Here is a 26,567-nt window from a genome sequence, read left to right as displayed (position 1 = left end):
TCATAAAATCACATGAGACTCGTGCTGCAAGATGCTGATTCTTGCGCATTTAAGCAAATTCAGGCATGGTGCGATCAACTGGGTCAAAAGAACCCACGAAAATCCGGTGATCAGAGAGGCAGGATCACAATGAGCATATTACGCCAGATTTGCGCCGCCGCCCTTGGCAGTGCGCTATTTCTTCTTTCACCCGTTTCGTCTCAGGCTCAGGTCCTGCGCGTGCTGGAAGGTGCAACCTCGACAACGCTGCGGGTTCCGATGAACCGCGCCGTGGTTGTGGAAAGCGAGGCGCTCTTTGCCGAGATTTCGGTGGCAAATCCACAGATCGCCGATATTGCGACCCTGTCAGAACGCACCATTTATGTTCTGGGCCGCTCGCCCGGACGCACGACAATGACGCTGCTTGGTGCCGATGGCGGGCTGATTGCAAATGTCGAGATTCAGGTGGTCCCCGATCTGGCCGAATTCCGCGAACGCCTGCGCGAGATCCTGCCAAATGAGGGCGTCGAAGTGCGCAGCGCCAATGACGGCATCGTGCTCAGCGGCACGGTGTCTTCGGGCCAGATCCTGAACCGCGCCCTGGAGCTTGCGCAACGCTATGCGCCCGACCGGGTGTCCAACCTGATGGTCGTGGGCGGCACGCAACAGGTGATGCTGCGGGTGCGATTCGCCGAAATGTCACGCACGGTGCGGCGTGATCTGGGCATGTCGCTTGGCATTGCCGGAACCGCCTTTGGCCAAGGTAACGGATTCTCGCTTGGCAGCGGCCAGAACAGCGGCGGCGGCGCGTCCGATTTTGCGACAAACCCGGGTTTTCCCGGCTCTGCGGCTGGCCGCGAAGGTGCCATGGGGTTCAGCTTTGGCAGCAACAGCCTGCAAATTTCCGTTCTTCTTGAGGCGCTTGAGGCCAATGGCGTCGTGCGCACACTGGCCGAGCCGAACCTCAGCGCGCTTTCCGGCCAAAGTGCAACTTTCCTGGCCGGTGGCGAATATCCGGTGCCGGTGCAGACCAGTGAAGGCACCACGGTCGAGTTTCGCCCCTTCGGCATCCAGCTGGCCTTTACGCCGACCGTTGTCAGCGATGAGGTGATCAACCTTGAAATGTCCGCGCAAGTCTCGGCCATTGATGCGCAACTGACCAATGCAACCACCGGTGTGCCGGGCCTCAGAACCCGATCCACCAGCACCACGGTCCAACTGCGCGACGGCGAGAGCTTTGCCATTGCCGGGCTTTTGCAGGATGATTTCCGCGACAGTATCGGCCAGGTGCCCTGGTTGGGCGATATTCCGATTCTGGGCGCGCTGTTTCGCAGTGCAAATTACCAGCGTGACCAGTCCGAACTGGTGATCATCATCACCGCGCATCTGGTGTCACCGACGCGGGGCGAGGCTTTCGCCCTGCCCACCGACCGCATCCGCATTCCGACCGAGAATGAGCTGTTCCTTCTGGGCCAGACCGCAGGGCGCCCCGCCGCGGGCAGTGCTGCGGGCGACGTCGCGCAGCAGGATTTCAGCGGTTCCTACGGCTATGTGATGGAGTAAGAACATGAATACACGTCTCTCAATCGCACTTGCCATGGGCATTGTTCTGCTGGTGGTTTCGGGCTGTGAACGGATCCGTTCTGCGGGTGAGGCCGGGCGTTTTCTGGACGAAGGGCGTTTTGGCGACCCGACCATGAACAACGTCCTCGTGATGACCGGCCAGCGCAGCTATTATGAACAGCTGGCCGAGCGTTTTGCCCGGGAAGTGCCCACCACGATCAATTTCGCCTTCAATTCGGATGATCTGGACGTGACGTCGCAAAATGTGTTGCGCGCGCAGGCCAATTGGATCCGGCAATTCCCCGAAGTGCGGTTCAGCGTCTATGGCCATACCGATCTGGTCGGCTCGGATTCCTTCAATTATCGGCTTGGTCTGCGCCGTGCGCGCGCGGCGGTGAATTTCCTGGTCGCCCAGGGCATTGATCGCGACAGGTTGGATGCGCTTGTGTCGCTTGGCGAAACGCAGCCTCTGGTAGCCACGCCGAACCGTGAATTGCGCAACCGGCGCACCGTGACCGAGGTCAGCGGCTTTGTGCAGGGCAACCAGATGGTCCTGGACGGCAATTACGCCAACATCGTTTACCGGACCTTTACCGGCAGCGCCGGCGGCGGCGAGTAACACGCACAAATAGCCACAAATCAGGGACAATACCCCAGTATTTCGGTTTTTTGGTCGCATTCTTGCCCAAGTTAACCGGCATGAATTGCACCGGAGGCGCGGGTGCCGGGTTCTGATCGAACGTGAATCCCAAAACGACCTTCCGGTTCACAGGCCAAGTGCCGGAGCTGAACTGACAACTGACCCGACAGTAAGTCGGGCGATTCGGGGTTTTGAGGATGAGCGGAGGCTTGGCGTTACAGTCGAATCCAGCACCAATCGTTGCCTGCACCATCGCGCGCGATGTGCAGACATTCGATTTGCTGATCGATGATATCGAGGCAGAACTGGGCGAAGCCTGGGGCGATCTTGGTTTTATGGAGGCGCAGGCCTTTTTGAACCAGCCCGACGGTGAATCCCTTGAATTCGTTGCCATCGCAATTGACGATCAGGACGAGCCCGATATCGAGATGGTCTGTTCGGTCATCCGGCTGGCGAAATCCAAGGACGTCAAGGTGATGCTGATCGCCGAAGATGTCAGCCCCGCCGCATTGCACAAGCTGTTGCAATCGGGGGCCGATGATTTCGTGCCCTACCCCCTGCCCGAACACGCATTTCACGACTCGTTGCAACGGATCCGCTCGAAAACGCCCGCCGAGGCTGACATTGGTGGCCATGTCTCGGAAGGGGCTACAGCGATTCAGCCCACAACCACCGATATCAAGGACCATGTCCTGTTTGCCGTGCAAAGCATGGCGGGCGGCACCGGTGCCACCACGCTGGCTGTCAACCTGGCCTGGGAACTGGCCAATATCGACAAGAAAAACCCGCCATCTGTGTGCCTGATGGATCTGGATCTGCAATTCGGCTCGGTCTCGACCTATCTGGACCTGCCACGCCGTGAAGTGATCTTTGAAGTTTTGTCAGATGCGCAGACCATGGATACCGAGGCGTTCAAACAGGCGCTGCTGAGTTTCAACCAGAAGCTTTCCGTCTTTACCGCGCCGACAGAAATTCTGCCGCTGGACATTGTCGGCCCCGATGAGGTGACCGCCCTGCTGAAACTGGCGCGCGACACCTTTGACGTGGTCATCGTCGATATGCCGGCAACCATGGTGCAATGGACCGAAACAGTGATGAACGCCGCCGATATCTATTTCGCGACGCTGGAACTGGATATGCGCTCGGCCCAGAATACCATGCGCTTCATCAAGGCGTTGCAGGCCGAAGACTTGCCGGTCGACAAGATGCATTACGTGCTGAACCGCGCGCCGCGCGGGTTGGACCTGTCCGGCAAGGCCCGCATCAAGCGGCTGGCCGAAAGCCTGGATATCGAATTGAAGACGCAGCTGCCTGACGGCACCAAACAGGTGGCCCATGCATGTGATCACGGCGTGCCGCTGGCCGACATGGCCAAGAAAAACCCGCTGCGCAAGGAAATCCTGAAACTCGCCAAGACGCTGCATGGGGCCATCGCGGTCCAAGCAGTCGCCAAATAAGGATCGCAGGGATGTTTTCGCGCTACAAGAAATCCGACACGGCCACGCCTGTCCATCCCGCATTGACGGCCAAAGCTGCACCGGCCCCGGTCGCTGCGGCCCAAAGAACCTCGATGCGCAAGGCACCGCAGAAAAAAGAGGTCGCGGCCGCCGAACCGGCCGCGATGGACAAAGAGGCCAAGCGCCGCGCCCGTCTGGATGAGATCAAGACCGAGATGCATTCGCGGCTGCTGGACAATCTCAACCTTTCCGAGTTGGAAAACGCCAAGGAAAGCGAGCTGCGGGCCGAGATCATCTCGATCACCAATGATGAACTGTCCGAAATGGGCGCGGTTCTGAACCGCGAAGACCGCAACACGCTGCAAACCGAGCTGTTTGACGAGGTCACGGGCCTCGGTCCGCTTGAGCCGCTGCTCAAGGATGACACGGTCAACGACATCCTGATCAACGGCCCCTTCAACGTCTTTATCGAACGCGACGGCAAGCTCAGCAAAACGGATATCCACTTCAAGGATGAACGCCATCTCTTGCGCATCATCGACAAGATCGTGTCGGCCGTGGGCCGCCGCGTCGACGAAAGCAACCCTTATGTCGACGCCCGCCTGAAAGACGGCTCGCGGTTCAACGCCATGGTGCCGCCGGTGGGTGTCGATGGCTCGCTGGTGTCGATTCGTAAATTCAAGAAAGACAAGCTCGGCATTGACGATCTTGTGCAATTCGGGGCCTTCAACGAAGAAATGGCCGCCTATCTTCAGGCCGCCGTTGCCTGTCGCCTGAATGTGGTCGTGTCGGGCGGGACAGGATCCGGTAAAACCACCACCCTGAACGCGCTCAGTTCCTTCATCGACAATTCCGAACGCATCCTGACGATCGAGGATACGGCGGAACTTCAACTGCAACAGGAACATGTCGGCCGGATGGAAAGCCGGCCGCCAAATGTCGAGGGCAAGGGCGCGGTTACGCAGCGCGATTGTCTGCGCAACGCCCTGCGCATGCGCCCGGACCGGATTATCGTCGGCGAAACCCGCGGCGAAGAAGTCATCGACATGTTGCAGGCGATGAATACCGGCCATGACGGCTCGATGACCACGATCCACGCCAACTCGGCCCGCGATGGTGTGTCGCGCCTGGAAAACATGATCGCCATGGCCGGGATCGAAATGCCTCTCAAGGCGGTGCGCAGCCAGATCTCAAGCGCCGTGAACCTGATCGTGCAGGTCAGCCGCCTGCAGGATGGTTCGCGCCGCATGGTCTCCATCACCGAAGTGACCGGGATGGAAGGCGATGTGATCTCGATGCAGGAAATCTTCACCTACGAACGCCTGGGGCTTCAGCCCGATGGTAAGATTATCGGCCGGTTTACCGCTTGCGGCGTGCGTTCGCATTATTCGGATCGGTTCCGCCAATGGGGCTATGACCTGCCCGCATCCATCTATGAACCCGCAGGGGACTGACCGCCATGAACCTCAGTATTGAACCGCTTATCTATATCGGCATCTTCATCGGCATCATCATGTTGGTCGAAGGTGTCTACCTGATGGTTTTCGGCAAATCCATCAGCCTGAATTCGCGCGTCAACCGCCGGCTGGACCTGATCAACAAAGGCGGCAACCGCGAAGATGTGCTGGCCAAGCTGCGCAAGGAGCTGGATCAGCATACCGGGTCAAAGACCATCCCGCTTTACACATTGATCGCCAGCAAGGCACAAAAGGCCAATATCGCCTTTACGCCGCAGCAACTGATGCTGGTCATGCTTGGCCTGACCATCGCGGCCTTTGTGATGCTGACGATGACAACCGGTGCCGCCTTTCCGATCCGCGCGCTTGTGTCGGTCATCATGGGCGTGGGGGGCGTGTTTTTCTGGGTCAACTCAAAGGCCAAGAAACGCATCGCCATGATCGAGGAACAGCTGCCCGACGCGGTTGAACTGATGGTCCGCAGCCTGCGCGTCGGGCACCCATTTGTCTCTGCCATCGGCACCGTTGCCAAGGAAATGTCCGATCCGCTCGGGTCCGAGCTTGGCATTATCGCTGATGAGGCCGCCTATGGCCGCGACATCGCGGATGCAATCGAGGCGATGGCCGAGCGGCTGGATATTCAGGATCTGCGGTTTCTGGCGGTTGCCGTGGCCATCCAACAGAAATCAGGCGGCAACCTGGCCGAGATCCTGTCAGGTCTGGCGCGCGTGATCCGCTCGCGGTTCAAGCTCTTTCGCAAGGTCAAGGCGATCACCGCCGAGGCCAAGGGGTCGGGCATGTTTTTGTCGGTTTTCCCGCTGCTGGCCCTGATTGCCATCAATGTGGCGCAACCTGATTACTACGAAGAAGTCATGGAAAGCCCCGCTTTCATTCCGGCTGCTGCCGTTGTTGCCGTCATGTTGGGCGTCAACGTGATTGTCATGCGCATGATGGTCAATATCAAGGTCTGAGGAGTGCCTGGAAATGGACGCGATCAACACCTATGTTACCGATCTTCTTGGACCGCTTGGCCCCCTGTTCCTGATTGGCGGTCTGGGTCTGGCCCTGGTTTTGCTGGCCCTGCCGGCGATCCTGTTCCAGAAGAAAGACCCGCTGTCGAAGCTGAAGGAATCGCAGATCGACCGGAGCGACGCCTTGCCCAAGGGCCTGCGCGTCGGCGGCAAGAACGAAAAACTTGACCGTTTCAAGCAGTTCCTTGAGCCGCAGAACCAGGATGAATACGGTGCTGTGCAGCTGACTTTGATCCGCGCCGGTTATCGCTCGAAAGGGGCGGTTCAGACTTTCCATTTCGCGCAGTTCGCACTTGGCATGGGGTTTCTGGCGATTGGCGTGATCTACACGCTGATGGCGGGCGAGATGAGCACGCAGAAAAGCATTCTGTCGGTCCTGATCCCCGGTGCGGTCGGGTATTACCTGCCGAAATACTGGGTCCAACGCCGGGTGCAGAAACGCGAAGAGGAGATCACATCGGGCTTTCCCGACGCGCTTGACCTGATGCTGGTCTGTGTCGAGGCCGGGCAATCGCTGGATCAGGCGATTATCCGCGTCGCCAAGGAAATCCGGGCGTCCTATGAATCGCTGGCCGATGAGTTCGAGATCGTGGCCTATGAGATGAAGGCCGGTAAGGACAAGGTCAAGGTTCTGCGCGACTTTGGCGAACGGTGCGGTGTGCAGGATGTGAACAGCTTTGTCACCGTGCTGATCCAGTCGGCCACCTTCGGCACCTCGATCGCCGATGCATTGCAGGTCTATGCCGACGAAATGCGCGACAAGCGCATGATGCGGGCCGAGGAAAAGGCCAACAAACTGCCGACAAAACTGACGCTGGCCACGATGATGTTCTGTGTGCCGCCGCTGTTGATCATCCTGATCGGGCCGTCGGTCTACGGAATTGCACAAAATCTGGGCGGACAATGAACCAAGGGACATAGCGACGATGTGGGGCAAGACATTATTGGTGGTGGCAGTGTTCAGCCTGGCCGCGTGCGAGCAATCGGCGCGGCTCGAGCCGTTACGCGAAGGGCCCGCATTGCCCGAAGGCACCGTGGTTCTGCGCAATGGCGTCGATCAGATGATCGTGGGCCATCGCCTGATGAATGCGGGCGAATACGAGCTGGCGCTGTCGGCCTATCTGCGCGCGGCGGGTGAAAACGGCATGACTGCGGAAACGCTTTCTTCACTCGGATCTGCCAACTTGCGCCTGGGCCGTCTTGGCCAATCAGAAACGCAGCTGCGCCAGGCGGTTGAAATTGATCCCGATTTCGTGCCGGCCTGGAACAATCTGGGCGTGGTTTTGATGGAATTGGGCGAATATGGCGAGGCACGGCGCGTTTTCCAGCAGGCCTATGCGCTGGATAGTGGCCAAACCGACTCGATCCGCGAAAACCTGCGCTTGGCTATCGCGCGAATGGAAAATTCGGTCTATACTCAGGACCATATAAATAACAGCTTCGACCTGGAACGTCGCGGTGGCGGGCGCTACGTCCTTCTCCGGACCCCATGATCGAAGGGAACAAGAGCAGTAAGAGGCCGTTTATGCGCCAATTTGTCAAAATCACGGCAGTGATGTCTGTCGGGCTTGTGCTTGCCGCCTGCGAGCAGTCCAGATCAGCCGACGTGGAACGTGCGCTTGATGGCGTCAATGCCATCGACGAAACCAATCTCAATGATATCATGCTGACCGCCGCGGACCCGCAAGAGGCGGTAACCTATTTCCGCCGCGCCGCCCGTGAAAACCCCGACCGCATTGATTTGCAGCGCGGGCTGGCCGTCAGCCTGATCCGCGCCCGCATGAACACCGAAGGCGTGGCCACCTGGCGCGGCGTCGTCAACAGCAGCGAAGGCACCGATCAGGACCGTGTCGATTACGCCGATGCATTGATCCGCACCAATGACTGGGAAGAGGCCGAGACGCAGCTGGATCTGGTGCCGCCCACATACGAGACCTATGAACGTTACCGGCTGGAGGCGATGATCGCCGATAGCGGGCAGGAATGGGACCGGGCCGACAGTTTTTATGAAACCGCTGTCGGGCTGACGATGCGCCCGGCCGGTGTTCTGAACAACTGGGGCTATTCGATGCTGACGCGCGGCGACAATGAGGCCGCCGAACGCCTGTTCACCGAAGCCATCACCTATGACCCCAGTCTTTTCACCGCCAAGAACAATCTGGTTCTGGCCCGTGCCGCGCGCGGGCAATATACTCTGCCGCTGGTGCAGATGACGCAGATCGAACGCGCGCAATTGTTGCACACCATGGCTCTGTCTGCCGTGCGCCGCGGCGATATCGACATCGGCCGCGGGTTGTTGCAGGACGCCATCGACACCCATCCGCGCCATTTTGAGGCCGCTGTGCAGGCGCTGCGCACGCTCGAATCTCAAGGATAATCGCCCATGACACTTGCCCTGAGCTTTACCGAAGCCCTCTGGTTCCTGCCTTTCGTGCTCCCGATCTGTATCTATGTCGCCTGGTCCGACCTGCGCGAAATGCGAATTCCGAATGTCAGCGTTCTGGCATTGGCGGCGGTGTTTCTGGCCGTGGGCCTTATCGCGCTGCCGTTCGAGGTCTATTACATGCGCCTGTTGCAACTGGTGATCGTGCTGCTGGCGGGTTTTCTGGTTACCTCGCTTGGCCTTGTCGGTGCAGGCGACGCGAAATTCGCCGCCGCCATGGCCCCGTTCATCGCGCCGGGCGATTATCTGATGTTCCTGATGCTGTTTGCAGCCGTGTTGATCGGGGCCTGGATCACCCATCGCGGCGCGGGCATGGTGCCTGCCGTGCGCCGGGCAACGCCGGGCTGGATCTCATGGGACCGGGGCAAGCTTTTCCCGATGGGCGTGGCCTTGGCCGGTGCCCTTGTCGTTTACCTTGCGCTTGGAATATTGAGCGCCTCTTAACCGGATCGCAAACCCCGGCAAGGCAATCTTGCGACCCGGGGGCTTGAGGTGATGCGAAAGGGCCCGTGCGCCATGAACATGCAAGCCAATGAAACCGCATCTTTCGCGCCGCCCAAGCTGCGCAATCTGGAAGATACCGGCCTGCCCGTGGTGATGATGCGCGATATCCTGCTGAAAACCGTGTTCCGCAAGAATGTCGAACAGGCCAGTCAGATCGCCGAGGCCATTTGCCTGCCGATGCCGCTGACCCAGGCGCTGATCGACACGCTGCGCGAAATGGGCCTGTTGCAGGCGATGGGCACGCTGCACGCGACCTCCAGCTCTGAAATGGGGTTCCAACTGACCGATGCCGGCAAGGCGCGCGCGCTCGATGCGCTGAGCCAGTCGGAATATTACGGCGCGATGCCGGTGCCGCTGGAAGCCTACAAAATCCAGGTCAAACGCCAATCGGTGAAAAACGTGCTGATCACGCGGGCCGCGCTCGAGGCCAGCATGGGCCATCTCATCCTGCCCAAAGGCATGATCGACCAGCTTGGCCCCGCCGTCAGCTCGGGCCGGTCGGTCCTGTTATACGGGCCCCCGGGCAACGGCAAATCCTCCATCGCGGAAGGCATCCGGGCGGCGTTGGGCGACACGGTATTTATTCCGCGCGCCATATCCTATGCCGGTCAGGTCATCAGCGTTTTCGACCCGATCGTGCACACTCCCGTGACGATTGAAGAAGCCGAGACCAGCGTGCTGCGGCGACGGTCGGAACGTTTCGATACGCGGTATCTGATGTGCCAGCGTCCAACGGTGATGACGGGCGGCGAGCTGAGCCTTTCGATGCTCGATCTGAACTACAACAAGACTTCGCGCACCTATCAGGCCAGCCTGCAACTGAAAGCATCGGGCGGCGTGTTCATTGTCGATGACCTTGGCCGTCAGGAAGAACCGCCCCAGGCCCTGATCAACCGCTGGATTGTCCCGATGGAGGTCGGATATGACATCCTGACCCTGCAATCGGGCGAAAAGTTTGAGGTTCCGTTTGACACGCTGGTGGTGTTTTCCACCAACTTCCACCCCAATGACCTGTTCGATGGCGCGGCCCTGCGCCGGATTTTCTTCAAGGTGAAGATCGACGGCCCGACGCAGGAGGAGTTCCTGAAGATCCTTGCCATGGTGGCGCGCAAGAAAAAAGTGCCGCTGGATGAGGCCTCGCTGTTGCATCTGCTGAAGAAGAAATACCCATTGGTGGACAACGTCTACGCCAATTATCACGCGCCGTTCCTGATGGATCAGATCATCGCGATCTGTGAATTTGAGGGCATTCCCATTCAAATGCGCCCCGATCTGCTGGACCGGGCCTGGGAAAACATGTTCGTGACACAGGAAGCCATCGCGCATTGACGGCGCGCGGGGGGACAGCCCGATAGCGGCCACCGGCGCGGCATTTCCAGCCACCCCGCCATCCAGCCGCGCGAACTGCAAGGCACCCGACGGATAGCTGCGGATCATTGCGGCCATGTCTTTGGCAGGCGCACCATCAGGGTCGACCCAGGGCTTGCGGGCGGGGTCAAAACCTGTGGCAGGGCCAAAAACCATTGACGGCCCCTCACTTCTTCTTTGAAAAATACTCTGGGGGTGCGGGGGCAAAGCCCCCGCTTGTCGGCGCCGTCAGGCGGCGAAACAGGCTTTTGTCAGGCGGTCAGGCGGTCAGCCCCTCAGCCTCATCCAACCCATTGGCGCGACAGGTCGCTGTCAGCGTATTGGCCAGCAGACAGGCAATGGTCATCGGGCCGACACCACCGGGCACCGGCGTGATTGCGCCCGCAACCTGAACAGCGCTTTCAAAATGCACATCGCCAACCAGCTTGGTCTTGCCCTCAATTTCCGGGTGCGGAATACGGTTGATCCCGACATCAATCACCGTGGCACCAGGGCGGATCCAATCGCCGGGGATCATTTCGGGCCGCCCGACAGCGGCCACCAGAATGTCAGCCCGGCGGCAAACCTCCGCCAGATCCCTGGTCCGGCTATGGGCGATGGTCACGGTGCAGCTATCGCCAAGCAAAAGCTGTGCCATCGGCTTGCCGACAATGTTCGAGCGTCCCACCACAACCGCATTCAGCCCCGACAGGCTGCCAAGGTGGTCGCGCAGCATCATCAGACTGCCAAGCGGTGTGCAGGGCACCATGGATTTCTGACCCGTCCCCAGAAGCCCGACATTGGAGATGTGAAAGCCGTCGACATCCTTGGCCGGGTCGATCGAATTGATCACCAGGTCGGAATCCAGATGACCCGGCAGCGGCAATTGCACCAGAATGCCATGCACGTCCGGATCGTTGTTCAATTGCTCGATCAGGGCCAGCAGGTCGGCCTCGGATGTGTCCGCCTCCAGCTTGTGCTCGAACGAATTCATGCCGACCTCGACCGTCATCTTGCCCTTGGACCGGACATAGACCTGGCTGGCCGGGTCTTCGCCCACCAGCACCACGGCCAGCCCCGGCGTGATGCCGTGATCGGCCTTCAGCCGCGCCACATGGGCCCCGACCTGCGCCCGCACCCTGGCCGCGAAGGCCTTGCCGTCAATGATCGTTGCGCTCATGTCTTTTCGCTCCCTCTGCTCGTCTCAAAAATCCGTATTGGCAAGGCTTGACCTGTAATGCGCCATTTGCATCCGGGTGGCCAGAACCGCGTTTTTCATCAGCGTCGCCACCGGCACCTGCCTGATTGCAGATCCAGACAGGCAGGCAGGTGCCACTCTCGGCTCAGGGTGCCTGGCTGCTTCAGAACAGGCCTTCCACCACGCCTTCATCATTGATGCAGATGGTTTCGGCGGCGGGTTTGCGCGGCAGGCCCGGCATGGTCATGATCTCACCGCAGATGACCACGACGAACCCGGCACCGGCAGACAAGCGCACTTCACGCACCGGCACCGAATGGCCGGTGGGGGCCCCGCGCAGGTTCGGATCGGTCGAGAAACTGTATTGCGTTTTCGCCATACAGACCGGCAAGTTGCCATAGCCGGCCGCTTCCCATTCCTTCAACTGGGCGCGGATCTTGGCATCGGCCAACACCTCATCGGCGTGGTAGATGCGTTTGGCCACGGTCTCGATCTTTTCAAACAGGCCCATCTCATCGGGATAGAGCGGCGAAAACTGGCTGACGCCACTATCGGCAATTTCAGCCACGCGGGTTGCCAGCTCTTTGGTGCCGGCAGACCCATGCGCCCAATGCTGGCACAGGATCGCCTCGGAGCCCTGGCCTTCGACATAGGCCTTGACCGCCGCCACTTCGGCAACGGTATCGGTGACGAAATGGTTGATCGCCACCACGACCGGCACCCCGAAGGATTTGAGGTTGCCGATATGGCGGCCCAGATTTGGGCAGCCCTTATTGACCGCATCGACGCTTTCGGCACCCAGATCGGCCTTGGCCACGCCGCCATTCATCTTCATCGCCCGCACGGTCGCGACCAGCACCACGCAATCGGGGGCCAGACCTGCCTTGCGGCATTTGATGTTCATGAACTTCTCGGCCCCCAGATCGGCCCCAAAGCCTGCCTCGGTCACCACGTAATCGGCCAGTTTCAGGGCGGTCGTGGTGGCAATGACGCTGTTGCAGCCATGCGCGATATTGGCGAAGGGGCCGCCATGCACGAAGGCGGGGTTGTTTTCCAGCGTCTGCACGATATTGGGCTGCATCGCATCGCGCAGCAGCACCGTCATCGCGCCATCGGCCTTGATGTCGCGCGCGTAGATCGGGCTGCGGTCGCGGCGATAGGCCACGATCATCCGCCCCAGACGTTCGGTCAGATCGGCAAGGTCTTTGGCCAGGCACAGGATCGCCATCACCTCGGAGGCCACGGTGATGTCAAACCCGGTCTGGCGCGGGAACCCGTTGGTGACGCCGCCAAGCGAGGTCACGATGTCGCGCAGCGCCCGGTCGTTCATATCCAGCGCGCGGCGCCAGGTGACGCGGCGTTCGTCGATCTGCAGCTCGTTGCCCCAATAGATATGGTTGTCGATCATCGCGCTCAGCAGGTTATGGGCGCTGGTGATGGCGTGAAAATCACCGGTGAAATGCAGGTTCATCTCTTCCATCGGCACGACCTGGGCATAACCACCCCCGGCGGCCCCACCCTTCATGCCGAAATTGGGGCCGAGCGATGCCTCGCGGATACAGATCGCGGCGTTCTTGCCGATCGCATTCAGCCCATCCCCCAGACCCACGGTGGTGGTCGTCTTGCCTTCGCCGGCGGGGGTCGGGTTGATCGCGGTCACCAGGATCAGCTTGCCGTTCGGGCGATCCTGAACCGAGTTGATGAACTCCTGGCTCACCTTGGCCTTGTCATGCCCGTAGGGCAGCAGATGCTCGCTGGCGATACCAAGTTTCGCCCCGATCTCCTGGATCGGGCGTTTCCTGGCTTCGCGGGCAATTTCGATGTCGGTCTTGAAGGCCATGGTGGCAGGCTCCTGTTGGAAGCGGCAAAATATAGGTCGGCTATATCAATCCTTTGGCACGCCAAGCGGAGCGATTGCGACCAATTCCGTCATGCATCCGCCAATTCCGGTTTTCACCATGCAGCAGCGAAAATTTTCTGAACCATTTGCACCTGCCAACCGACATATGGGTAACCGCAAACAGATCCAACCGAAAGAGGCCGACCATGACCGCCCCCATCCTTTTGATCCACGCAGGTTTCGGTTTCGGCATCGCCCTTGGGCTGACCGTTTTGCTCCTGATCGGCGGTTAGGGTCCTGCCGCCAAGCCGCGCGCCTGAAAAAAAGCCCCGGTCAGTGCCGGGGCTTTTTTCATGTTTTTTGCACGATCAGGTCGTTGGTTCCGGCTCCAGCCCGCCATCGTCAGGGGGGGCGGCTTTCTTGGGCTTGGTCTTGGGGATGGCCGTGACCGACGGCGTGCCACCAGTATCGGCGTCATCGCTGTCATCCTCACCGCGGTTCAGCGGCTCGCCCGCAATCACCTTGGTAATCTCACTGCCCGTCAGGGTCTCATATTCCAACAGGCCCTGCGCCAGACGTTCCAGATCCTCGGACTTTTCGGTCAGTATCCGCTTGGCGGTGGCAAAGCCTTCATTGACCAGTTCCCTGACCTTGTCGTCAATTATCTTCTGGGTTGCGGCCGAATGGACAGTGCCGCCGCCATAGGGGCCCAGATGCGATTGGTTTTCATTGGCGTAATCGACATAGCCGAGCTCTTCTGCAAAGCCGAACTGTGTGACCATGGCGCGCGCGATCCGGGTGACCTGCTGGATATCCGACGCCGCGCCCGAGGTGACGTTTTCAGGGCCGAAAATAAGCTCTTCGGCCACCCTGCCGCCCATCGCCATGGCAATCTTGGAGGTGTATTTGGTGTAGCTGACCGAAAGCTGGTCGCGTTCGGGCAAGGATAACACCAGACCAAGGGACCGGCCCCGCGGAATGATCGTCGCCTTATGGATCGGGTCATGCTGCGGCACGTTCAGCCCGACGATGGCATGACCGGCCTCATGATAGGCAGTCAGCTTTTTCTCGTCCTCGGTCATCACCATGGACCGCCGCTCGGCCCCCATCATGACCTTGTCCTTGGCGTTCTCGAAATCTTCCATCACCACGAAACGGCGCCCGACACGGGCCGCCGTCAGCGCGGCCTCATTCACCAGATTTGCCAGATCGGCACCGGAAAAGCCCGGGGTGCCGCGCGCGATGATGCGCAGATCCACATCCGGCCCCCGTGGGACCTTGCGGGCCTGCACCGCCAGACTCTAGTCACGGCCCTTGATGTCGGGATTGGGCACCTGAATCTGGCGATCGAACCGGCCCGGGCGCAGCAGCGCCGGGTCCAGCACGTCGGGGCGGTTGGTGGCCGCGACGATGATCACGCCCTCATTGGCCTCGAACCCGTCCATTTCCACCAGCAACTGGTTCAGCGTCTGCTCGCGCTCGTCATTGCCGCCGCCATACCCGACGCCCCGGGACCGGCCCACGGCGTCAATCTCGTCGATGAACACGATGCAGGGCGCGTTTTTCTTGGCCTGTTCGAACATGTCGCGCACGCGGGACGCACCGACACCAACAAACATCTCGACAAAATCGGACCCCGAGATGGTGAAGAAGGGCACGCCCGCCTCACCCGCAATGGCGCGCGCCAGCAGCGTCTTGCCGGTGCCCGGAGGGCCAACCAGCAGCGCGCCTTTCGGGATCTTGCCGCCCAGGCGGCTGTATTTCTGCGGATTGCGCAGAAACTCGACGATCTCCTCAAGCTCTTCCTTGGCCTCGTCGATGCCGGCAACCTCGTCAAAGGTCACGCGGCCCGATTTCTCGGTCAGCAGTTTGGCCTTGGATTTGCCAAATCCCATCGCGCCGCCACGACCACCGCCCTGCATCCGGTTCATGAAGAAGATCCAGACGCCGATCAGCACCAGCACCGGCAGCCACACCATCAGCCCCGAGATGAAGCCCGACTGTTCCTGCGGGCGCGCCTGAACGCGCACTTCGTTTTCCAGCAGAACCGGGGTCACATCGACCGCAGGCGGGAGCACGGTTTCGAAATTGCCCTGACCGGTGGTGAATTGAATGGTCTCACCATCCAGCACCACTGCCGTCACGCTGCCATTTTCAACCTGTGAAATAAAATCGGAATAGGCGACCACACGCGCATTCACATTCGCCTGGTTGCCACTGAACATGTTGAAAAGCGCAAGGATCAACAAAAACAGAATGACCCAGAAAGCAATGTTTCTAGCATTACCCAAATGACTTCTCCTTACATGACGTGACCGGCGCGGGCCGCGGCCCGGTGACACCCGCCTAAAATAGGCATACGGGCGGGGGTTTCAATGCGATAATATGGTCCGGTGAAAAGATGCCGACGGGGCATAGCGATATGCCATCAGATTATCATTCAAAAACCCCGGAACAGCGCAGAGATCATCGCCCTGCCAGAGGCCCGGAAATGAGGTCAGCGCGGCATGCGGAAACCCGTCCGGACGCGGCATTTGTTTCAGGCCGGCAGGCCCGAGCGCACGGATGCGGGCACCGGGCAGATCCGGCGCGGTGATGTGCCAGCGATTGTCCCACCACAGGCCGTCGGATGCCTCCGTCTGCACCCCCGCAACCGCCTGATATTCCCGGCAGATCAGCAATCGGTCGCGATGCGCGATCAGATGGCAGCCATGCAATGTGCCTGACCGGCCGGCCAGGGCCGTCGCCAGCACCTCGGCCAGCGCCTGCAATCGCGGCCTGTAGCGGGCTGATGACAGGCATTTCAAGGCATGGGCGACCAGGCGCAGACGGGTTTCTTCCTCGGTATCGCAAAGCGCGGCTGCATCGAAACTCAGCAGACCGTTGGTTTCAGTCACAATTGCTTGCGCGACGTCATGCGCCCGCATTTCAAGGGCCGCGCGGGCGCGCGCCATGGCGGTGGCGGTTTCAGCCAGGCGGGCCGCATCAAGGCCAAGCTCGGCCATCGCACGCCGCATGCGCACCCGTTCAAAGCGCGGATCCTCATTTGAGGGGTCGTCGACCCATGCCATGCCGCGCGCGCTCAGAAAACCGCGCAATTCAGCCCGGGTTTCGTTCAGCAGCGGCCGCAGGAACAGGCCCTGCCCGTAGCGCCCCGCCGACATCGCCGCCAGGCCATCAACCCCCGATCCGCGCGCCAGCCGCATCAGCAGGGTCTCGGCCTGATCATCTTGGGTATGACCCAAGAGAGCGGCACCAATGCCTTCTGCAGCGCAATGGTCCGCGATCAGGCGGCGCCGGGCAGTGCGGGCTTCGGCCTGAAGGTTGCCGCTGCCATCCCATCCCTGCCAACGCAAGATCACGTGCCGCGCCCCCAGGGCGCGCGCCTCCCGGGCCACCTGCCGGGCTTCCTCGGCGCTGCCTTCGCGCAACCCATGATCAACGGTCACGGCGTCAACCGCGACGCGCTGCCCGGCCCAGTCACAGGTCAGCGCCAGCAAGGCCAGCGAATCACTGCCGCCAGACACCGCAACGCACAGCCGTTCGGGATGCGCCCCGGCCAGCACGGCATCCATCGCCTTTGCAAACCGGTCACGAAGGCTCAATTGCAGCCGAAACGGATCATCGCGGCCCGCGCATCCAGCACCGATGAAGATGACGGGTAGCGGTTCTCGACTTCGGCCAGGGTCAGGCAGGCCTCTTCGGATTGGCCCAATTCCTGCAGGCTGGTGCCAAGCCGAAACAGGCTTTCGGGCGCGCGGGGTGCATCGGGGGCACCGCTGAAACTGGCCAGATAGGCACGCGCGGCCCGGTTCCAGGCCCCTTGCGCCGCCTCGGCCTCGCCGCGCCAGAAATGCGCCTCGGAGCTGAGTGCGCCGCCGGGATAGGTCTCGGTATAGGCCTCGAACTGCGCTGCCGCAGCCAAAAATTCATCCGCCTCGAACAATTCCATGGCGCTGTCGAAATCGCTTTGCTCGGCCGCCGCCATACTGGTTGGCGCGCCCGTGCTGTCGGTGCCCGTGCTGACCGGCGGCAGCGCTGACGCCTGGGCCGTATCGCCGCCCAGGGTCGAGGTTTCGCCAAGCGTGCTGATGTCGCAGCCGGCTTCCAGTTCGCATAGGCGAAACTCCAGATCGCCGATCCGGTTGGACCCGTCCGAAACGACACGATTGACCCGCAGGTCCAGCTCCTCGGTGGCGCTGGTCAAGCGGCGCAGCTCGGCCTCGATAGCGTCCATCCGGTTCTGCATGGTGCCGCTGCCGCCCGAGCCTGACGGCGCGCCGGTCGTGTTCAGTTCGCCACGCAGGCGCTGGATCTCGACAAAAAGCACCGACAGCTCCTGCCGGATATCGGCCAGCGTTTCCGCTTGCGCATGGGCCGCACCGGGCAGGCCCAGTGCAACCGCAAAGATCACCGCGCGCCACATGCCCGTCAGCTCCCTGTGCCGGCCGACAGCACGGTCACCGCGCGCCGGTTCTGGGCATAGCAGCTTTCGGCCGAGCAGATCTCGATCGGGCGTTCCTTGCCGTAGCTGATGGTATTCAGCCGCGAGGCCGAAATGCCGCGGCTGATCAGATAGGCCTCGACCGATGCGGCGCGACGCGCGCCAAGCGCCAGGTTATATTCGCGTGTGCCCTGTTCATCGGCATGGCCTTCGATCAGCGCCGAATATTCCATGTTGCGCAGCATCCAGTCGGCCTGATCATCCAGGATACGCTGTGCCACCGGCGACAGCGTGCTTTCATTGACCGCAAAAAGCACCCGGTCGCCCAGGGTCTGGTTGAAATAGGCCACCGAATTGGGATCGCCGGCGGCACCTGCGCCATTGATCGACGTATCGCCCAGATATCCGGTTTGCGCACAGGCCCCAAGGCCCATAACCGCGATGAAAAGGGTCAGTTTAAGAAGGAGGTTCATACCTGTATTTTCCTTGTTTTGCGCCACTCTGGCGACAATTTACCATGTCTCGTCCCTGCTGAACATGGGGTCAGTCGTTCAGCGGTGACCAGGCCGGATCCGAGGCCATTCCCGGCGTCGACACACGCCGCAGATTGCGCCCCGAGATATCGACCGAATAAATCGCGGGCGCACCATTCACGCCGGCGGTTTCACGGGTGAACATCACGACGCGCCCGTTCGGGGCCCAGGTCGGCCCTTCATCCAGAAAAGAGGATGTCAGCAGCCGTTCCTCGGACCCGTCGGTGCGCATGACACCGATATGGAACCGCCCGCTCTGCTGGTTGGTGAACGCAATCAGATCGCCGCGCGGCGACCAGACCGGGGTGCCATAGCGGCCATTGCCCTGGCTGATCCGGCGCGCGTCGCCACCCGTTGCCGGCATGATATAGATCTGCTGGCCGCCGGAACGATCACTTTCGAACACGATCTGGGTGCCATCGGGGGAAAAACTTGGCGCGGTCTCGATCGAGGGGGCCTCGGTCAGGCGGGTCTGCCTGCCGCTCGCCAGATCCATCAGATAAATATCGGTATTGCCGCCCCTTTCCAACGAATAGACAACCCGCTGCCCGTCAGGTGAAAACCGCGGCGCGAATGTCATTGTGCCTTCGATCTGTTCGGCCAGCGGGCGCCGGACAACGGTTGCCAGATCCAGCGTATAGAGCTGCGGAAACCCGGTCTCGTAGCTTGTATAGAGCAGCGTCTGGCCATCGGGCGAGAACCGCGGGGCCAGAACCAGCGACCGGCTATCGGTCAGATATTGCACATTGGCACCGTCATAATCCATGATCGCGATGCGTTTGAGGCGGGCGTTTTTCGGGCCTTCCTCATGCACGAAAGCCACCCGGCTGTCGAAATAGCCGCCTTCGCCGGTGATCCGTTCATAGACATTATCGGCCACATTATGGGCCATGCGCCGCCAGCTTTCGGGCGCGCCGACAAATTGCAGCCCGCTGCCCAGGGGTTCATTGGAAAACACATCGAACAGGCGGAACCGGACCACCAGCTGGCCGCCCTCCATCGTGACCGATCCGGTGATCAGCGCCTGCGCATTGATCGCCTGCCAGTCGGCATATTGCACCGGGCTGTCAAAATTGGTGACAGAGGAAATGAACGCGTCACGCGGAATTTCACGAAACAGGCCCGTGCCCACCAGATCGGCGGCAATGACGCGGGTAATATCGGCGGCCTGATCCTCGACCCCGCGGCGCGCGATGAATTGCGGCATGGCAAAGGGCAAGGGTTCGATCACGCCCTCGGTAATCTCGATCTGCAACGGGCCGGGGTTGACCTGCGCCAGCGCGCCAGAGGCGCCAAACCAGGCCATGGCCAGAAAAAGGAATGTCAGAAACCGGGTCATCTCAACCTCAATTCTTCTTGAATAAATGCAATTTCAATCTTGCGCCAATCGTAATGGCATGGATGCGCCAAATCAAAGCCCGCGCGGAATTGGCACAGTAGCGTCATCTCAACCTCATATCTTCGGGGTTGAAGGTGATCTCGATGGTCCGCCACTGGTCATAGCTTTCGTCCGGCAGGTCATAGCCCGATGTGCCACAGCGCAGCACGGCCCGGCGGGCGGCTTCATAGGCCTGACGAATGGCGGTGTCGGAGCCGCCGGTATTGCCGAGCATCCGGATGGAGTTTTGTTCCGGCACGCCGTCGCGCCCCATCCGAACCTCGATCGTCACCGTCACGCGCAGCGCCTCGGAGGACAGCGCCCCGACATTCCAGCAATTCTGCACCGCAAGGCGCAGGCCTTCGCGCTGACCGCGTGACAAGGGCGGGCCTGATGGCGTGACCGGGGCGGCGGGCGCGTTGGCGGCTTCGGCCACGGCGGCGGCGATGGCCGCGGCAAACGGGTCGCTTTCATCTGCTGCCGGGGCCTGCGTTTCGGGGGCCGCGACCGCCGCCTGCACCACCCGTTCGGGGCGCGCGGCAGGCCGGGTCGAGGCCACCGGCGCCAGGCTGGAGGCAGGCGTTTCGGCTTCGGTCACGATCTCGGGCGCGGCTTCCTCGGGCGCGGTCGGCGGCGTGTCGGGCAGCGGCGTGGGCGTCTCGGCAGGCGTTGGCTGCGGTGCGATCTGGGGTGCGATTTCGGCCTCGGGCGGCGGCGCGGGGGCAGGTGTCGGGGCCACACGCGGCGCTTCTCTCGGGGCGGGAGTATCGGCCAGCGGCGCGGTTTCATCCTGCGCCGGCGGGCTTGGCAATGCGGCGATCTGATCGGTCACATCGGTTGGCAGTGGCGGGGCCATCGCGCTCACGTCAGGCTCGGATTCGGCCGGTGGCGGCAAGGCGGCCTCAGGCGTCACGGAATCGGGGCCGGCTGCCTCGGCGGTTGGCGCATCGGGGGCATCGGTCTCAGGCAGGGCCACGGGTGCGGTGGGCGTTTGGGTCAGCGCGGGCAAGGGGGCAGCGCTGAACATCGCATTGAATTCAGACGTGCTGAGCAGCGTCACGCCGGTCACCTCAAACTCGGGCACATCCGTGTCCCGGAACAGGTGCCCGCCCAACAGCGCCCACCCAAGAACGGCCAGATGGATCCCGCCGGAAGCATAAAGCGCGCGCCGCATAGCCACGTCACTCCTGACCTGCGTTCAACCGCGGGCCGCCCGCATCGGTGACCAGCCCGATCTCACGAAACCCGCCCGCATTCAGCGCGCCCATCACGCGCATCACCTGTTCATAGGGAATACCGCCATCGGCGCGCAGGAAGATCTGGTTGCTGTCGCGTTCGGCTGCGATCGCCTGGAGCCGGGAGATCAGCTCCTCTGGTGCCACTTGCGTGGTCTGGATCAGGATCCGGCCATCTTCGGTCATGGTGATGGCCAGCGGTTCCTCGTCGGTTTCGCCCGGCAGCGCCTCGGCCGCGGTTTCGGGCAATTGCACCGGCACCCCGACCGTCATCAATGGCGCTGACACCATGAACACGATCAACAGCACCAGCATGACATCGACAAAGGGCGTGACGTTGATCTCGGACATGGTTGCATGGCGCGATCGCCGCGTGCGCCTGCGCCCTGCCCCCTGTTTATGGCTGGTCCCGGCCCCCATGGCTTAATCCAACTGCCGTGACAGGAGGGTCGAAAATTCATCCGCAAAACCCTCATACCCCGCCACCAGACGGTCCGCATCGGCCGACAGCATGTTGTAGAGGATGACGGCGGGAATGGCGGCCAACAGGCCAAGCCCGGTGGCCATCAGGGCCTCGGCGATGCCGGGGGCCACAACCGCAAGCGAGGTATTGCCCGAGGTCGCAATTTCCTGAAATGACCGCATGATGCCCCAGACCGTGCCGAACAGCCCGATAAAGGGTGCCGTCGCCCCGGTGGTGGCCAGAAAATTCAGCCCCGAAGACAGCCGTTCATATTCGCGGGTAATGGCCACATCCATCGACCGGTCGACGCGCTGCTGCACGCCGGGAATAAGCGCGCCATCATCGCGCAGGCTGCGCCGCCATTCGGTCATGCCAGCCACAAACACCCGTTCCGAGGCTGACCCCGGGGCCTCCACCACTTTCTCATACAGCTCATCCAGCGGCTCGCCCGACCAGAACACCGTATCAAATTCACCCGCCCGCTTGCGCGACAGCCGATAGGTGGTGAATTTCGAGAAGGCGATTGCCCAGACCCAGATCGACATTGCAAACAGCAGCACCATCACCATCTGAACGACAAGTGATGAGCGTAAGAACAGGGCCAGCAGCGAGAAATCCATCTCCTGCGCCATGTTCAGCGTTTCGGTTTCCATGACGTGTAATTCCTGTCTGCCCGGCCTCTGATCGGATGCCTGATTATACCGACACCTCATTTGGGGCAGACCCTAGCAAAGCGGAAGGGGAAAAACCAATTATTCCGGTTTGCCGCCATGGCCTTGCGCAAATTGGGTCAGCTTTTGGCGAATATCCGCCGGAATCCGCACCGCGCGCCCCTTTTGGTCGATGCAGACCACCTGCACATCGGCCTGAAACAGGGCCTGATCGCCGCGCCAGACGCTCTGGTCCAGATCGAACCGCGCGCCTTTCAGCGGGCCGAACGCTGTGCGCACCTCCAGATCATCCTCGAACCTTGCCGGGCTGAGATAGGCAATCTCCATCCGGCGCACGGCAAAGACGATGCCCGCCTGATCCTTCATCTCGCTCTGGCTGACACCTGCCGCGCGCACCAGATCAGACCGGGCGCGTTCGATGAATTTGAGGTAATTGGCGTGATAGACGATGCCCGCCAGATCGGTATCCTCGTAATAGACGCGCAGGGCAAAGCGGTGGGTCATGGCATCAATCCGATCTCACAAGGCCGGAAAACCCCGCAACCGCCAACAGCGACAGGGCCCATCCAAGAATGATCTGCGCCCAGAGAAAAACCCGCGTCGCCTGCCCGCGCGTGCCCTGGCTTTCATCGGGGATCCAGAATTCCTGCATCTCAAGCGCTACAATGGGCAGCAAGGTGTCGGCGGAATAGATCAGCGCATTGAAGGCCGGATAGCTGGCGGCCTCGGGTTGGGCAAGGAAACAGGCCAGTTGCGAGGCGTAATCTTCTGACCAGCGCGAGGCCGGGCCGGTTTCATCAGGCAGGTAATCGGGCGCGCAGGCAAACCATTCGGCGCTGCGCAGGACGAAGGCGTTATTGGGCTTGATAGCGTCGGTGGCTGCAGCGTATCCGAAAATGCCAACGCCCGCACCCCAGAGCAGAGCCAGCCACAGGAATGCCAGCAGAGGTTGATGGCCATACCGCACAGTGATGCCAAGAACGAAATCCCAGAAACCGGCCCAGGCCGACCAAAGATAGCGACTGTCGCGCCGCAAGCGTTTGCGTCTGTCCGCCCGCTGCCGCGCTTCCTTGCCGATCAGGATCTGCCGCGGCGCATCCGCGTGGCCCATTTCGCGCAAGACCTTGGCACACTGCTCCCAAGGCTGTGGCCAGAAATCCGCATCCCACCGGGCGGGATCCTGCAGATCGAGCCAGCGCATGCGCGCGGCAGCGGTGACTGGCCCGCCGGCAAAATCTCCGTATTGGCAGCGGTCGAGCTTCAGGTAGCCGGGCTTGGGCCAACTGGCTTCCTCATCATGAATGCTGCCAAACCGCGCAGCAGTCAGGTCCAGCACGCCTTCAACCTCGGCCTTGTCGCGCAGGTAGAACACGCCGCTGATTTTCGCCTCGGAGACAGTCAGCGCCCGCCTTCCCTCCCCCGCCGTAAACTTCGCACCGTGGCAATCCAGATCCCCGCCCAACCTCGCGCCCAAAAGCTGGATTTCGCCGGTCGCCACGACATCTCTCAGAAACACATTGCCCTCGGCCTGCAAGCTTTCCGCGATCAGCGCCTTGCCGCTCACCCCCGCCATAAACCACGCGCCGTCGCAATCCAGATCCCCGCCCAACCTCGCACCCCGCAGCCGCACTTCCCCGGTCGCGTCGGCATCCCTCAGAAACACATTGCTCCCAGCCTGCAAGCGATCCGCGAACAGCCCCGGCAAGGCCGACCCGGTCAGGTTGAGCGTGTCGATCTGCGCCGAGCTGAAATTGGGGATGGTATCGAGGCGGCAATTGATCAGCACCACATCGCGGGGAATGCGTGCGCCCTCCAGGTTCAGCTCCCCCATCACAAACGCGCCCACGACCCGCACGCCATGTTCCGGGATAGCCCCCGGCAAGCCGTCACAGCCGCCAAGGATCAGGTAGCGCAGAAACTCGGCCCGCACCTGCCGGTCCGGCCCTGCCGCCTCGCCCGGGCGCGTGCCGTCACCCAGAACAACACCCTGCCCGCCGCAGATTTCATCGCGCAGCGTCTCTTCCGCCGGGCTGAGCGCCCCGAATTCCGTCAGCGTCCGCTTCATAGCCCCGCCCCCATTCGTGCCGCCAGCCGCAGCGCGTGGCTGGTATCACGGGCACAGGCCGGCATCACCGAATCATATCCGGCCCGGATCAGATCGGCGATTTCAGGCTTCAGCATCGCGGGCCCGCCCGCAACTGCGGCCAGCGGCGAGGCCCCGGCAAAGGCGCGGTCAGACCACAGCAGGATGATCTGCACGATCTGGGCCAGGGCAAGGGTTTCCGCCGGAACCGCCGCCATCGCATCATCCATGCGGATAAAGACGAAACTGGCCTGAATCGCCCCGGCCTTGTCAAAGCGGAAACTGCGATACTGATTGGCATCGGCATCCTGCAGGCGCGCCACCAGCGGGGCCAGATCGGGGATCAGGCGGGCCAGATTGGGGGTCTCGGTCAGCTCTGCCCAATCGCGGATGAAGAACAGCATCAGGTTGGCCCCAAGCTCCGGGTCTGTCTCGGCCATCTCGTGACCGGCCAGCGCCACCACCGCCTCGATCGCACCTTTCAGGATGCTGACGGTCGCATCCTCGACCCCGAACACCACCGGCACAATCGGCCGCCCCCACCGCGCAAAGAGATATTGCCCATCCGAGCGGGTAAAAAACTGCGCGATCTGGCTTGCGTCCATACCCGCCCCCGTCACAGCCGGTTTTCGTCCATCCAACCGCTGAATACCGGGTCAAGGGAGCCAGCGCCATAGCCAACCGGCGGCTGGCCCTGATCCAGCATTGCCGCCGCCGCCGCCCCATCCGAGATGCGAATGCCCCAGAGCGCGCCCGCCACGTTACAGGCATACGCCATGCAGCCCGCGCCAAGCACCCAATCGCCGCGCTGGAGGGCATTATCCGCCGGGCCGATGCGGGCGGCCAGATCGCGGATCTGATCCTCGGACATGATGGTCAGAAACCGGGCCCGCTCAGAGGCGTCCCGAAACAGCTCGGAGGGATGTGTTCCAACCCATCTGAGCGCATCCGCCCCCGGCCCGGCAGCTATGGCACTGGCAAAGACGCCCGCATTGGCGGTTTGCGTGGCCCCGGCACCGTCAAAGCGATAGGTGGTGAAATCCACCTGCAAGCCGCTGTCATAGATATCCAGTTCGATCGCATCGGGGTAAATGCGGGTCCGGAACGGAAAACCGGTGCAATCCTCCAGCGTGCCAAGCACCTCGATCGCCGCCACCGACAGGCGCAGAACGCTGAGCCCCGGCCCGCACATGTTGCCGCCATGATGGCCCTGCACGAAGACCCAATCCTGATCGACATCGGCCAGCCCCCAGGCCCCGAGGATGTTGAAGGAGAAATTCGGCTCCAGCGGCAGGATCTGGCCGTTGATGGCGATGGTTTGCTGATAAGTCTCACCGACCACCTCGACCAGCCCGAACCGGGTCTGAAACCGGTCGAAAAAGCCCGGCTCGACCTGTGCGGTTGCCGTCGTCACGCTGAGCAGGAAAAGCGCCTGCGCATATATCCAGATTTTCATGCCAAATCCTTCGAACTACGTGCCCATACCAATGTATCGGCCACCATGATGCTGCCGGGCCCGATGCGGTCAGCCCCTGCCCCACCGGGTGCCTTATCGGTTTAGAGCAATACGCTCTGATCGGGGGCGGAAGGGGCCGCCAGCCCGAGATGCGACCAGCCCTTGGCGGCCAACATGCGCCCGCGCGGGGTGCGCGCGATCAACCCTTGTTGCAGCAGGAAGGGCTCGATCACCTCTTCGATCGAATCGCGGCTTTCGCTCAGCGCCGCCGACATGGTTTCAACCCCCACCGGCCCGCCGCCATAGTTTTCCGCGATCAGCGTCAGATAGCGCCGGTCGGCCCCGTCAAGCCCCAGATGATCGACGCCAAGCCGGGTCAGGGCAGAATCAGCAAGAGCGCGCGACAGCCGCCCGTCACCCTCGACCAGCGCGAAATCCACCACCCGGCGCAACAGCCGCCCGGCAATTCGCGGCGTGCCACGGGCCCGGCGGGCAATTTCAAGCGCGCCATCGGCGTCGGAGGGAATGCCAAGCAGCCGGGCCCCGCGGGTCACGATCTCATGCAATTCCGGCACGGTGTAGAATTGCAGCCGGGTCGGAATGCCGAACCGGTCGCGCAGCGGTGTGGTCAACAGCCCCATCCTTGTGGTCGCGCCGACCAGCGTGAAGGGCTGCAACTCGATCCGCACGGTGCGCGCCGCGGGGCCTTCACCGATCACCAGATCCAGTTCGAAATCCTCCAGCGCGGGATAGAGGATTTCCTCGACCGCCGGGTTCATCCGGTGGATCTCGTCGATGAACAGCACATCGCGGGCCTCCAGATTGGTCAGGATCGCCGCCAGATC

The 26,567-nt window shown here is 61.7% G+C and carries 25 protein-coding genes and 2 pseudogenes; 10 read left to right on the top strand and 17 right to left on the bottom strand.

The genetic code is table 11. From position 1 onward, the window contains the following. Window positions 1-129 precede the first annotated feature (129 nt). The 10 genes from ACW8PS_RS05650 (at window position 130) to ACW8PS_RS05605 (ending at window position 10,403) form a co-directional block, all read left to right on the top strand. On the top strand, window positions 130-1,542 hold the full coding sequence (locus ACW8PS_RS05650) for a type II and III secretion system protein family protein (RefSeq protein WP_491526337.1): 1,413 nt from the start codon (window positions 130-132) through the stop codon (window positions 1,540-1,542). A 4-nt stretch (window positions 1,543-1,546) separates the two neighbouring features. Beyond that, complete coding sequence (locus tag ACW8PS_RS05645) at window positions 1,547-2,161, top strand: OmpA family protein (RefSeq protein ID WP_491526336.1); 615 nt, start codon at window positions 1,547-1,549, stop codon at window positions 2,159-2,161. Between the two features lie 218 nt (window positions 2,162-2,379). Continuing rightward, window positions 2,380-3,639, top strand: coding sequence for a CpaE/TadZ family protein (locus ACW8PS_RS05640; protein WP_491526335.1), 1,260 nt, complete (start codon window positions 2,380-2,382; stop codon window positions 3,637-3,639). Between the two features lie 11 nt (window positions 3,640-3,650). Next, entirely contained in the window at window positions 3,651-5,093 is a 1,443-nt protein-coding gene (locus ACW8PS_RS05635) for a TadA family conjugal transfer-associated ATPase (protein ID WP_491526334.1), read from the top strand. Window positions 5,094-5,098: 5 nt separating this feature from the next. Then, on the top strand, window positions 5,099-6,067 hold the full coding sequence (locus ACW8PS_RS05630; RefSeq protein ID WP_491526333.1) for a type II secretion system F family protein: 969 nt from the start codon (window positions 5,099-5,101) through the stop codon (window positions 6,065-6,067). A 13-nt stretch (window positions 6,068-6,080) separates the two neighbouring features. Then, complete coding sequence (locus ACW8PS_RS05625) at window positions 6,081-7,034, top strand: type II secretion system F family protein (protein ID WP_491526332.1); 954 nt, start codon at window positions 6,081-6,083, stop codon at window positions 7,032-7,034. A 19-nt stretch (window positions 7,035-7,053) separates the two neighbouring features. Continuing rightward, complete coding sequence (locus ACW8PS_RS05620; protein WP_491526331.1) at window positions 7,054-7,620, top strand: tetratricopeptide repeat protein; 567 nt, start codon at window positions 7,054-7,056, stop codon at window positions 7,618-7,620. Between the two features lie 32 nt (window positions 7,621-7,652). Then, window positions 7,653-8,504: a tetratricopeptide repeat protein gene (locus ACW8PS_RS05615; protein WP_491526330.1), complete on the top strand. Its 852-nt coding sequence runs from the start codon at window positions 7,653-7,655 to the stop codon at window positions 8,502-8,504. 6 nt (window positions 8,505-8,510) lie between these two features. Further along, window positions 8,511-9,014 (top strand): prepilin peptidase, encoded by a 504-nt coding sequence (locus tag ACW8PS_RS05610; protein ID WP_491526329.1) that lies wholly within the window; start codon window positions 8,511-8,513, stop codon window positions 9,012-9,014. Between the two features lie 72 nt (window positions 9,015-9,086). Beyond that, on the top strand, window positions 9,087-10,403 hold the full coding sequence (locus ACW8PS_RS05605; protein WP_491526328.1) for a DUF8689 domain-containing protein: 1,317 nt from the start codon (window positions 9,087-9,089) through the stop codon (window positions 10,401-10,403). 81 nt (window positions 10,404-10,484) lie between these two features. Here ACW8PS_RS05605 and ACW8PS_RS05600 read toward each other — a convergent pair. The 17 genes and pseudogenes from ACW8PS_RS05600 to ruvB form a co-directional block, all read right to left on the bottom strand. Beyond that, a pseudogene (locus tag ACW8PS_RS05600) lies at window positions 10,485-10,598 on the bottom strand ((4Fe-4S)-binding protein); the annotation flags it as partial. Window positions 10,599-10,701: 103 nt separating this feature from the next. Then, window positions 10,702-11,601 (bottom strand): bifunctional methylenetetrahydrofolate dehydrogenase/methenyltetrahydrofolate cyclohydrolase FolD, encoded by a 900-nt coding sequence (gene folD, locus ACW8PS_RS05595; RefSeq protein ID WP_491526327.1) that lies wholly within the window; start codon window positions 11,599-11,601, stop codon window positions 10,702-10,704. A 24-nt stretch (window positions 11,602-11,625) separates the two neighbouring features. Continuing rightward, window positions 11,626-11,757, bottom strand: a complete 132-nt coding sequence (locus ACW8PS_RS05590; protein ID WP_491526326.1) for a hypothetical protein — start codon at window positions 11,755-11,757, stop codon at window positions 11,626-11,628. Between the two features lie 25 nt (window positions 11,758-11,782). After that, on the bottom strand, window positions 11,783-13,459 hold the full coding sequence (locus ACW8PS_RS05585) for a formate--tetrahydrofolate ligase (protein ID WP_491526325.1): 1,677 nt from the start codon (window positions 13,457-13,459) through the stop codon (window positions 11,783-11,785). A 368-nt stretch (window positions 13,460-13,827) separates the two neighbouring features. Continuing rightward, window positions 13,828-15,750, bottom strand: a pseudogene (ftsH, locus tag ACW8PS_RS05580) (ATP-dependent zinc metalloprotease FtsH). Between the two features lie 81 nt (window positions 15,751-15,831). Further along, window positions 15,832-17,064 (bottom strand): tRNA lysidine(34) synthetase TilS, encoded by a 1,233-nt coding sequence (tilS, locus tag ACW8PS_RS05575; RefSeq protein WP_491526324.1) that lies wholly within the window; start codon window positions 17,062-17,064, stop codon window positions 15,832-15,834. Further along, window positions 17,061-17,885: a tol-pal system protein YbgF gene (gene ybgF / locus ACW8PS_RS05570; protein ID WP_491526323.1), complete on the bottom strand. Its 825-nt coding sequence runs from the start codon at window positions 17,883-17,885 to the stop codon at window positions 17,061-17,063. Before ybgF ends, tilS begins: the two co-directional genes overlap by 4 nt. A gap of 5 nt (window positions 17,886-17,890) precedes the next feature. Beyond that, a complete protein-coding gene (pal, locus tag ACW8PS_RS05565) occupies window positions 17,891-18,376 on the bottom strand; it encodes a peptidoglycan-associated lipoprotein Pal (RefSeq protein WP_491526322.1) in 486 nt (161 codons plus the stop codon). Window positions 18,377-18,446: 70 nt separating this feature from the next. Next, window positions 18,447-19,775, bottom strand: coding sequence for a Tol-Pal system beta propeller repeat protein TolB (tolB, locus tag ACW8PS_RS05560; RefSeq protein WP_491526321.1), 1,329 nt, complete (start codon window positions 19,773-19,775; stop codon window positions 18,447-18,449). A 103-nt stretch (window positions 19,776-19,878) separates the two neighbouring features. Beyond that, a complete protein-coding gene (locus ACW8PS_RS05555; RefSeq protein WP_491526320.1) occupies window positions 19,879-20,988 on the bottom strand; it encodes a hypothetical protein in 1,110 nt (369 codons plus the stop codon). 7 nt (window positions 20,989-20,995) lie between these two features. After that, complete coding sequence (gene tolR / locus ACW8PS_RS05550) at window positions 20,996-21,469, bottom strand: protein TolR (protein ID WP_491526319.1); 474 nt, start codon at window positions 21,467-21,469, stop codon at window positions 20,996-20,998. Between the two features lie 3 nt (window positions 21,470-21,472). Continuing rightward, a complete protein-coding gene (gene tolQ, locus ACW8PS_RS05545; RefSeq protein ID WP_491526318.1) occupies window positions 21,473-22,165 on the bottom strand; it encodes a protein TolQ in 693 nt (230 codons plus the stop codon). Window positions 22,166-22,264: 99 nt separating this feature from the next. Beyond that, window positions 22,265-22,687 (bottom strand): tol-pal system-associated acyl-CoA thioesterase, encoded by a 423-nt coding sequence (ybgC, locus tag ACW8PS_RS05540; RefSeq protein ID WP_491526317.1) that lies wholly within the window; start codon window positions 22,685-22,687, stop codon window positions 22,265-22,267. 4 nt (window positions 22,688-22,691) lie between these two features. Then, window positions 22,692-24,248: a hypothetical protein gene (locus ACW8PS_RS05535; RefSeq protein WP_491526316.1), complete on the bottom strand. Its 1,557-nt coding sequence runs from the start codon at window positions 24,246-24,248 to the stop codon at window positions 22,692-22,694. Next, the gene (locus ACW8PS_RS05530; RefSeq protein WP_491526315.1) at window positions 24,245-24,871 is read right to left on the bottom strand and encodes a hypothetical protein; all 627 of its coding nucleotides are present in this window, start codon (window positions 24,869-24,871) and stop codon (window positions 24,245-24,247) included. The genes ACW8PS_RS05535 and ACW8PS_RS05530 overlap by 4 nt, the downstream gene beginning before the upstream one ends. Before the next feature lie 11 nt (window positions 24,872-24,882). Continuing rightward, window positions 24,883-25,722: a hypothetical protein gene (locus ACW8PS_RS05525; RefSeq protein WP_491526314.1), complete on the bottom strand. Its 840-nt coding sequence runs from the start codon at window positions 25,720-25,722 to the stop codon at window positions 24,883-24,885. A 101-nt stretch (window positions 25,723-25,823) separates the two neighbouring features. After that, window positions 25,824-26,567, bottom strand: a 744-nt coding sequence (gene ruvB, locus ACW8PS_RS05520) for a Holliday junction branch migration DNA helicase RuvB (protein ID WP_491526313.1), incomplete at its 5' end; no start/stop codon positions are given.

It is taken from the genome of Alterinioella sp. (genome assembly GCF_058343375.1).
This window is presented reverse-complemented; position numbering and strand designations above follow the sequence as displayed.

Excerpts from the sequence above, each read along its gene's own strand:
- ACW8PS_RS05650 (WP_491526337.1), top strand. The coding sequence starts at position 130 with ATGAGCATATTACGCCAGATTTGCGCCGCCGCCCTTGGCAGTGCGCTA.
- ACW8PS_RS05645 (WP_491526336.1), top strand. The coding sequence starts at position 1,547 with ATGAATACACGTCTCTCAATCGCACTTGCCATGGGCATTGTTCTGCTG.
- ACW8PS_RS05640 (WP_491526335.1), top strand. The coding sequence starts at position 2,380 with ATGAGCGGAGGCTTGGCGTTACAGTCGAATCCAGCACCAATCGTTGCC.
- ACW8PS_RS05635 (WP_491526334.1), top strand. The coding sequence starts at position 3,651 with ATGTTTTCGCGCTACAAGAAATCCGACACGGCCACGCCTGTCCATCCC.
- ACW8PS_RS05630 (WP_491526333.1), top strand. The coding sequence starts at position 5,099 with ATGAACCTCAGTATTGAACCGCTTATCTATATCGGCATCTTCATCGGC.
- ACW8PS_RS05625 (WP_491526332.1), top strand. The coding sequence starts at position 6,081 with ATGGACGCGATCAACACCTATGTTACCGATCTTCTTGGACCGCTTGGC.
- ACW8PS_RS05620 (WP_491526331.1), top strand. The coding sequence starts at position 7,054 with ATGTGGGGCAAGACATTATTGGTGGTGGCAGTGTTCAGCCTGGCCGCG.
- ACW8PS_RS05615 (WP_491526330.1), top strand. The coding sequence starts at position 7,653 with ATGCGCCAATTTGTCAAAATCACGGCAGTGATGTCTGTCGGGCTTGTG.
- ACW8PS_RS05610 (WP_491526329.1), top strand. The coding sequence starts at position 8,511 with ATGACACTTGCCCTGAGCTTTACCGAAGCCCTCTGGTTCCTGCCTTTC.
- ACW8PS_RS05605 (WP_491526328.1), top strand. The coding sequence starts at position 9,087 with ATGAACATGCAAGCCAATGAAACCGCATCTTTCGCGCCGCCCAAGCTG.
- folD (WP_491526327.1), bottom strand. The coding sequence starts at position 11,601 with ATGAGCGCAACGATCATTGACGGCAAGGCCTTCGCGGCCAGGGTGCGG.
- ACW8PS_RS05585 (WP_491526325.1), bottom strand. The coding sequence starts at position 13,459 with ATGGCCTTCAAGACCGACATCGAAATTGCCCGCGAAGCCAGGAAACGC.
- ybgF (WP_491526323.1), bottom strand. The coding sequence starts at position 17,885 with ATGTGGCGCGCGGTGATCTTTGCGGTTGCACTGGGCCTGCCCGGTGCG.
- pal (WP_491526322.1), bottom strand. The coding sequence starts at position 18,376 with ATGAACCTCCTTCTTAAACTGACCCTTTTCATCGCGGTTATGGGCCTT.
- tolB (WP_491526321.1), bottom strand. The coding sequence starts at position 19,775 with ATGACCCGGTTTCTGACATTCCTTTTTCTGGCCATGGCCTGGTTTGGC.
- ACW8PS_RS05555 (WP_491526320.1), bottom strand. The coding sequence starts at position 20,988 with ATGCGGCGCGCGCTTTATGCTTCCGGCGGGATCCATCTGGCCGTTCTT.
- tolR (WP_491526319.1), bottom strand. The coding sequence starts at position 21,469 with ATGGGGGCCGGGACCAGCCATAAACAGGGGGCAGGGCGCAGGCGCACG.
- tolQ (WP_491526318.1), bottom strand. The coding sequence starts at position 22,165 with ATGGAAACCGAAACGCTGAACATGGCGCAGGAGATGGATTTCTCGCTG.
- ybgC (WP_491526317.1), bottom strand. The coding sequence starts at position 22,687 with ATGACCCACCGCTTTGCCCTGCGCGTCTATTACGAGGATACCGATCTG.
- ACW8PS_RS05535 (WP_491526316.1), bottom strand. The coding sequence starts at position 24,248 with ATGAAGCGGACGCTGACGGAATTCGGGGCGCTCAGCCCGGCGGAAGAG.
- ACW8PS_RS05530 (WP_491526315.1), bottom strand. The coding sequence starts at position 24,871 with ATGGACGCAAGCCAGATCGCGCAGTTTTTTACCCGCTCGGATGGGCAA.
- ACW8PS_RS05525 (WP_491526314.1), bottom strand. The coding sequence starts at position 25,722 with ATGAAAATCTGGATATATGCGCAGGCGCTTTTCCTGCTCAGCGTGACG.